The sequence below is a fragment of the Pedobacter sp. UBA5917 genome (assembly GCF_002432345.1).
GTDB lineage: Bacteria > Bacteroidota > Bacteroidia > Sphingobacteriales > Sphingobacteriaceae > Pedobacter.
This window is the reverse complement of record NZ_DJDT01000110.1, coordinates 1-7,315: the sequence shown is the minus strand read 5'-3', so window position 1 is coordinate 7,315 and position 7,315 is coordinate 1. Positions and strand designations below refer to the sequence as shown.

7 protein-coding genes are annotated in these 7,315 nt (G+C 38.2%); 5 read left to right on the top strand and 2 right to left on the bottom strand.

The genetic code is table 11. The features are described 5' to 3' along the window. The first annotated feature begins 153 nt into the window (after positions 1-153). The 4 genes from B2V92_RS06635 (at position 154) to B2V92_RS06620 (ending at position 4,013) form a co-directional block, all read left to right on the top strand. Positions 154-699, top strand: coding sequence for a hypothetical protein (locus B2V92_RS06635; protein ID WP_293306031.1), 546 nt, complete (start codon positions 154-156; stop codon positions 697-699). Between the two features lie 529 nt (positions 700-1,228). Continuing rightward, on the top strand, positions 1,229-1,702 hold the full coding sequence (locus tag B2V92_RS06630) for an Imm26 family immunity protein (protein ID WP_293306029.1): 474 nt from the start codon (positions 1,229-1,231) through the stop codon (positions 1,700-1,702). Between the two features lie 111 nt (positions 1,703-1,813). Continuing rightward, positions 1,814-2,086, top strand: coding sequence for a hypothetical protein (locus B2V92_RS06625; protein ID WP_293306027.1), 273 nt, complete (start codon positions 1,814-1,816; stop codon positions 2,084-2,086). 250 nt (positions 2,087-2,336) lie between these two features. Further along, positions 2,337-4,013, top strand: a complete 1,677-nt coding sequence (locus B2V92_RS06620; protein ID WP_293306025.1) for an alkaline phosphatase family protein — start codon at positions 2,337-2,339, stop codon at positions 4,011-4,013. A gap of 86 nt (positions 4,014-4,099) precedes the next feature. On the opposite strand, the gene B2V92_RS06615 is transcribed toward B2V92_RS06620, so the two are convergent. Both B2V92_RS06615 and B2V92_RS06610 read right to left on the bottom strand, forming a co-directional pair. Beyond that, complete coding sequence (locus B2V92_RS06615; protein WP_293306023.1) at positions 4,100-5,239, bottom strand: hypothetical protein; 1,140 nt, start codon at positions 5,237-5,239, stop codon at positions 4,100-4,102. Between the two features lie 22 nt (positions 5,240-5,261). After that, complete coding sequence (locus tag B2V92_RS06610; RefSeq protein ID WP_293306021.1) at positions 5,262-6,155, bottom strand: TssN family type VI secretion system protein; 894 nt, start codon at positions 6,153-6,155, stop codon at positions 5,262-5,264. Between the two features lie 117 nt (positions 6,156-6,272). Here B2V92_RS06610 and B2V92_RS06605 point away from each other — a divergent pair, with 117 nt between their 5' ends. Further along, positions 6,273-7,211: a type VI secretion system baseplate subunit TssG gene (locus tag B2V92_RS06605; protein ID WP_293306019.1), complete on the top strand. Its 939-nt coding sequence runs from the start codon at positions 6,273-6,275 to the stop codon at positions 7,209-7,211. Positions 7,212-7,315: the final 104 nt, after the last annotated feature.

The window sequence follows — 7,315 nt, the reverse complement described above, 5'->3', positions numbered from 1 at the left end:
TTCCCTAAATCATCTTTTATGGCATCATTAAAATTGATTATAAAAGTGAGGCTTAGACAAACATGATAATGATTTTTTAGTACATCTGATTATTTGTTAATTATAGTATAGATAAATATATTAGCCAATCATTTATATTAGCCCTCAGATAAAATGTATCAAAAACGCCTCACCATTATTCTTGTAGTCTTATCTACCGGTTTATTTGCCCAAAGCCCCCTAAAAGCTCCTGCTAAACTTGGCGAAAATCCGGTTTTCTTTATCGATAGCGTGAATTTCGAAAAGAGTGAATTCATAAAGTTCGATCCAAAAAACATTGCTTCATTAACCATATATGAAGGAAAGGAAGTAGTAGGTATATTAGGGGATAGAGGCAAGGATGGAGCAGTTTATATGGAAAGCATTCCATTTGCGAAAAAACGGTTCCAACGTTTCTTTAAAACAAAATCCAAAGAATTTGAAAACCTGGTTCCTACTCTTGAAAGTGATTCGACAATTCAATATATATTAAACGATAAGGTATTGGTTAAAGATTATGAAGGGAATTTATCGGCAATTAACGATGAAATTTTTAAAGAGATTAAAATAATCCCCAAAGAAGATTTAATTAAAGATTACGGAATTTCGGATAAGTCTGTTGGAGTGCTCATCCGTTCGCGGGTACCAAAGAATTTATATAACGGAAATAAAAAATTTTAACACCGTAGTTAACCTTTCAGAGATTATCAGTATGACTGGAATTCCAAAAAAAAAGGAGAAATTGGCATTTTTGGAAACCTATTTTTATAAAAATCAATCGTTTTTTTTCTTGATAGCACTGGCCTTTTTTAGCTATGCAATGTTTTACTATGTTCAGAATAAAAACCTGGAAAGAAATTCAAAGCTGGAAAAAATGCTGATTGTAGATAAATCCTGTAATGCAGGATCAAAGTCTGTTTCGTCTATTAAAGTAACCCGGAATGGTAAAACTTATTCTGTCCAATTGCCCTATAGTAAATGTTTGGAGTTGAATATTTGGGGTAAAGTTGGACTCTATTATAATGAAAAGTACGATTATTATTATCTGCCTGGGCTGCTTCGGATTTACCTGATTAGGGTTGTTGTAACCGCACTTGTTCTCATTTTACTTGTGTTGCCCTTGGAAGTTTTTATATAGAAGGGTAAGGAGATAAAAGGCATAAAACTGTTAATTTGATATTTAACTAATTTTATACAGGAAACTAAATTTATGTTGAAACAAAAGGAGGCTCCGGGTGCATTTTTTAAAGTAAAAATTGATGAGTGCAGCCACACTTATGGCAGAATCATTGCCAATAATGTGTATGCATTTTATGATTTTAAAACAGATAAGGATGAATCTGATCTTTCATTAATTGAACAATCAAAAATTATCTTTAAAATATTGGTTAACCATAGGCCTATAAAAAGTGGGGCTTGGAAAATAGTTGGGATAAGTGAATTATCTAATGAGCTTAAAAAAACAGTTCCATTTTTTATTCAGGAAATAGGTAATCTATCGGTTTGTTGGATAGACAGGAATGGTACCCGTGAAAGAGCTGAATTTCAGGAATGTAACGGGTTGGAGCGCTTAGCGGTTTGGGATCAGATACATGTAGAAAAAAGAATATCAGATTATTATCATGGTGTTCAAAATAAATATTCCCAAGGACTTGAATTAAAAATCCCTACTGATATGGGCTAAGTTTAACGTCCTTTATGGGTCAAATAGATCTGAATTTTGATGATCTGAGGAGTAACTGCTACCTAAAATGTAGAAAGTTTTCTCCCTGATCAGTTTCTTACAAACATGCTCATGAAAAAATATACATTTCTTTTCGAGTTCAAAAAAGGGACTTATGTTAAGCAGGTACTTTCTGCTGATATCCGAAATGCAATAATTGAATGGTTTCATTCACTTAACTCAGAGGAAATGTCTGGAATGACAGATGATATCAAAAATACATTAAAAATTGAATTAGATCAGGAAGAGCCAATCCTTATCGATGGAATGGATAACGTTTGGTGTATGTTTTTCAAAATTAATAAGCTTTCATGTTTACTCAATGTGGTCGAAAGTAATGTGTAATAGAGCAATACCTGGTCTGTTTTCCTATCCCCATTATGCTTTCTTTCTAATTTAAGTTTAAAAAAAAACAGTTTGTCAGCTAAAATCAGCTTTAGCTTATTAATCTCTTTGAATTTTTTACCCCGAAAGACTTATTAATCAGTATGTCATGTAAAAGAATTTGGAATAACGTTTGGTGTTTTACAAAACAAATGTTTAGTTTAGCTAAACAAAAATCAACCTTATTAAACAAAACATTCCAAAATTCATCATGAAAAAAATTAAAACGTCCCTATTGCCCGGCCTTATTCTTTTTCTGGCCCTATTTACGATGTACTGTAAGAGGCCTGAAGCAGAACTGGCTTCGTTCGACAAAAAAATCGATCAGAAATCAGCAGTAAATGCTGCTTCAACCAAAGCTAAAAAAGTATTGTTTATCGGCATTGATGGCTGTGTATGGAAAGCCATTACCACCCAAAATGCACCAAACCTTAAAGCTTTAATGAACCAATCGTATACCAGTACCAACGCTTTGGCAGAAGTGCCTACCTGGTCGGCAAATGGTTGGTCGGCCCTGTTTACAGGCGTTGGTGTTGCAAAGCATAAAGCATCGGATAATGGTTTTTCGATAGCAGATTTTGTAAATTATCCATCCTTTTTCAGGCAGGTTAAAACCAGTTTGCCCGCTTTACGTACCGCATCTGTTGTAACATGGTCGCCAATTAACGATAATATTGTGGCTACGCAGGATGTAACGTTTAAATATAACAGTACAAATGATAATGAAACGGAAACGAAAATTATCCAGGAGGTAACCACCAACAATAGCGATGTTTCATTTTGCCATTTCGATGATGTAGATCATGCGGGGCATGCCAGCAATTACCGAACCACCACGCAGATGTACATGGATTCGGTTAGGGCTGTTGATGCCCGCGTAGGCAGGATATTAGCGGCTATAAAAGCGCGTCCAACCTACAACAACGAAGATTGGCTCATTGTGGTGGCTACCGATCACGGAGGCGATGCCAGCCACGGTGGTTCGAGTTATTTGGAGCGCAATGCATTTATTATTTTAAACAATAGCGCCATTCCACAGCAGCAGGTAAATACCGTACCTACCACTTCAACCGAATCGGTACCGAATAATATCTCTACCGTCGATTTTAAAACCAATGTATATGGCCAATTACCTGTACTTAGCAATTTTAACCTGGGTGCAAGCGGTAGTTTTACCATCGAATTCAGGGTAAGGGCCACAAGCGCTACCAGCGATCCGGTTATTATCGGGAATAAAAACTGGGCAAGCGGCTATAATAAAGGGATAATTATCTCAAATAACGGTGGTACAATTAAGGCCAATTTTGGTGATGGTACCCATAGAGCTGATATTAGCGGTATCGATTTAACCGATCAGCTTTGGCACCAGGTGGCCATTGTAGTTAACCGCAGCACCCAAAAAGCCACCATGTACGATGGCGGCATACAGGTTGCCCAGGGCGATATTTCTGCAGTAGGCGATATGGAAAGCGGCACAACATTTAAGATCGGGCAGGACGGAACCACCAATTACAGTCCATATTTTACCGGAAACATAGCTGAAATCAGGTTGTTCAAATCGGCTCTTCCTGCAACCAGCATCAGCAATTATAGTTTTACAGGATTAAGCGCTTCGCACCCACAAAGTGCCGATCTGGTACTATATACCAAAGGTGATGAAACTTCTGGTACCACATACAATGGCAGCCTGGTTACACCGAAAATTGATATCCTGACCAAAAATAGTGTAGCCATTACGCGCAGTAACCTAAATACGGATATTTTTTACCGTAAAACAATCGATTACCACGGTGCACCTTATTTATACGATGTAGCACCTACCATCTTAAAATTTTTAGGTATAAATACGCCTGGCAACTATGATGGCCATGCCCTCGTTAATTTTTAAACCGGCACCATTCATATAGAATAAAAAAAGCTGTACCCTCGTTTGAGCGGTACAGCTTCATTATAAATAGGCTCCGAGAAATAATTTTAATCCAGCAATGTCCAGGTTTTGCGGGCCTGCACCTGTTGTACCACCTGCTGTTCTGCAACCACAATGTTTTCTTTGCGTTGGCCAATGTATTCCAGTCCGCTCAGTTTATTCCAAAGGGCCACCAGTACATTCATAAACTCATTTGCCATTACCATGCTGTTGTTGATCTGTTTATGATCGTAAACCAGTTCGATGGTTTTGGCCAGAAGTTCTTCAAAATTACCAGGGGTAACATCTTTCCATTCGTAAAAATATTTTAACAGTTCTTCCCTTTCCCGTGGGTCGATCAGCTTAATCGCGGTAAAAAAGATGTGTGCCAAACTCGAAAAATAGCCCACTAAAACCACTGGCGATTCGCGGTGTGCAATATTTCTGTATTCGTAAAACAAACCTGCAATATAATCCACGATCTTCTCCGAAATCAACCGGATATTTTTACCCAATGGAGTAATGTTATCACGCCCGCTGGTTTTATCGATAATTTTAAACGCCGCCAACTGTAAATCATTCAATAAAACACTAAAAGATTCGTAATACCTGATTAACGCAGGGTGGCTGGTAATGGTTGAGCTTGGCGGTATATAACTGTTATTGATCGATAACCTGCCGTTTTCGTAGTAAACCTGCCCAATGGTTAAAAAATAACTGTCGGCTGTTTGTACACCCACTTCACTCTCCGGTAAAACCGCGATTGAATAGCTTTTGGCAAGTTCAGGGTACCGGATCGGATTTTCCTCGGGGTTTGGTGTGCCCGCCGGTATGCGGTTAAACGGACTTACCACCAATAAAATCACATAGTTACGTGGCTCCGATTGACCAAAATAATGGTTGTGTACCAGCGTATCCATATTATCCGATTGTACGATATCAATGTGACAGCCTTCGGGCGTAATGGCATTACAGTATCTTACCCTTACCTCGATATGATTGGTTGCTTTTTCGATAATTTCGATATCGTGCGAACTTTTATAACCTGCAAAAGGAGGTAAAAATCCGTAATTACTGTTGTTTAAATGTAGAGAGGCGGCATCGCGTACAAAGTCCTGCAAATAGAGATCACTTAAGGTAAAATGATCACTGGAAAGCTTCATGCCATTAATCCAGTTAATGGATTTATATTTTAGCGGCTTTATCATGGTAGATGTTTTTAATTATAGATTAGATAAAGATAGCACTTTCTCCAACTTCATTAGGTTTGTTTACGTTTTCGGATACCCGTTTAGCATAAATCGTCATTTTTTCGGTAATGCCGTTTTCGATAATATCCAGATCCGGATCGATGAAGATATTGCGTTTAAAAAAGGATGTTTTGATAAAGAAAATCCATTTATAATTTTCCATATCGTCGCTCCTGAATTCTACCGGGCTTTTTGCAAATTTTAAATTATAATCATCGATAAACTTGTGGAACCAGATACCGAAGTTCATGTTTTCTACCGCTTTTACCTTTACTTTTAAAGGTTCCGGATCACTGCTTTTTTTATAAAGCTCAAGCTCCAGTACCAATAAACGGTTAAAATCCACATGGTCCATGTTGATATCCAATGGTGTATCAGGGTACCTCCAGATTTTATAAATTTCGGATGGGATACCCAGTAATGAAACATATGCCCACCAAAAAATAAGTGGTACAAAGAAACAGGCTATGCTGCCGGCACCGAACCAGCCAAAATTTACCGAGCTTAACCAGTTAAAGGCCAGCTGAAATAAATAAACCGATAAAATGGCCGAAACCAAAGTGGCAAAAAAGATAAATACTTTGCGCTCCAGCACATCTTTAGGGTAGTACTTGGTTAACAGATAAACGAAAACCGTACCCATTAAAAGATAAAAAATACAGCAGATAATGTAACCCCAGGGCATGAAATTAAAGTTCAGGAAACCTAAAAAACCTGGTAGGGCCAAAATAATGCCGATGAGCAGAACACTTACGATAAGTCTTTTGTTATTAAGAAACTGGTTCTTTTTGTTGATGATGGAAAGTACCGCTGTTGATACCATGAAAATCAGCGGAAATAAGAGAAAGCGGATAAAAAATGATTGAACGTCCATTAATTTTTATAGATGTGATGTACTACAAATATAGTATCTTTAGTATTTGATTATAATCCTATTTTTTTACGGTAACATAAATTTAACCTATAACAAATAAGCAAGCTTAAAGTTTAAATGAAAAAAGAAACTTTGATTAATAACGAACTATTTACAGATTATAAGGCTGTGTCGCATGCTGCAGACCTGATTGAGCGTAAGGTAGTTGATGCAGATAGGATCGAAATTATCCCATTGGGGCCCGATAAGCGTGCATTTGCAAAAGATATTGAGGATACCACGTCCTATTACTCTGAAAAAAGAAGGCACGAACGTATCCGCATCAGCACCAACCGCGAAGGATTGTATGATATGCTGCCCGAAGGGCTTTTCCACCGTCCGCCAACCGGTAGTGCCGGTATGGACGAGGAATCGATGATTAAAGACATCAGGGATAGGAGAGAAGAAGAAAAGGAAGCCAGGTTATTTTTTACACCTTTTGATGCCGAAATTAATTATGTAAGGATCATGACCGAGCTATATGAAAATATGCTCGACAAAAAAACAACCTATTCCGATTTAAGTCAGATTTTTGAATTCGGCTGGGATGAATTTAATTTACTCAACAAAGAGCAGAGCATCATCTGGATGCACCTGCTGCCCGAAATCCAGCAGAAAAGAAACGATATCGCTTTTGTATCCAAAGTACTTACCGCACTGTTTAACTTACCGCTTAGCATTGTAGATGCAACAGCCAATATTGCACCGGTAAAAATTGCTGAAGAAATGCAGATGCAACTGGGCGGGAGCGCACTGGGCATCGATACCATCATAGGCGATAGCTTTACCCCCGAAAATGAAGCATATAATGTTAATATCGGCCCAACCTCGCCGCAGGAGCTGGTTAAATTTATCCCCGGACAAAAAAACAGGGCTATTTTGGATATGGCCATCAGTTATTTAATGCCTGTTGATGCGGAGGTAACTGTAGAACTCCTTACCGCACCCGATTATCAGGAAACGGTATTGAGTGAAGATGGTGAAAGTGCTTTTTTGGGGTATACGGTGTATCTTTAGCAAAACGCCCTCACGTCGTCATGTCGAGCAGAGTGCAACGAAGGCGAGAACCACGTGAGTGCTCAGCGAAGCTAAATCTATATCGAGATAGATCTCTCCCTGCC

Excerpts from the sequence above, each read along its gene's own strand:
- B2V92_RS06610 (WP_293306021.1), bottom strand. The coding sequence starts at position 6,155 with ATGGACGTTCAATCATTTTTTATCCGCTTTCTCTTATTTCCGCTGATT.
- B2V92_RS06605 (WP_293306019.1), top strand. The coding sequence starts at position 6,273 with ATGAAAAAAGAAACTTTGATTAATAACGAACTATTTACAGATTATAAG.
- B2V92_RS06625 (WP_293306027.1), top strand. The coding sequence starts at position 1,814 with ATGAAAAAATATACATTTCTTTTCGAGTTCAAAAAAGGGACTTATGTT.
- B2V92_RS06635 (WP_293306031.1), top strand. The coding sequence starts at position 154 with ATGTATCAAAAACGCCTCACCATTATTCTTGTAGTCTTATCTACCGGT.
- B2V92_RS06620 (WP_293306025.1), top strand. The coding sequence starts at position 2,337 with ATGAAAAAAATTAAAACGTCCCTATTGCCCGGCCTTATTCTTTTTCTG.
- B2V92_RS06615 (WP_293306023.1), bottom strand. The coding sequence starts at position 5,239 with ATGATAAAGCCGCTAAAATATAAATCCATTAACTGGATTAATGGCATG.
- B2V92_RS06630 (WP_293306029.1), top strand. The coding sequence starts at position 1,229 with ATGTTGAAACAAAAGGAGGCTCCGGGTGCATTTTTTAAAGTAAAAATT.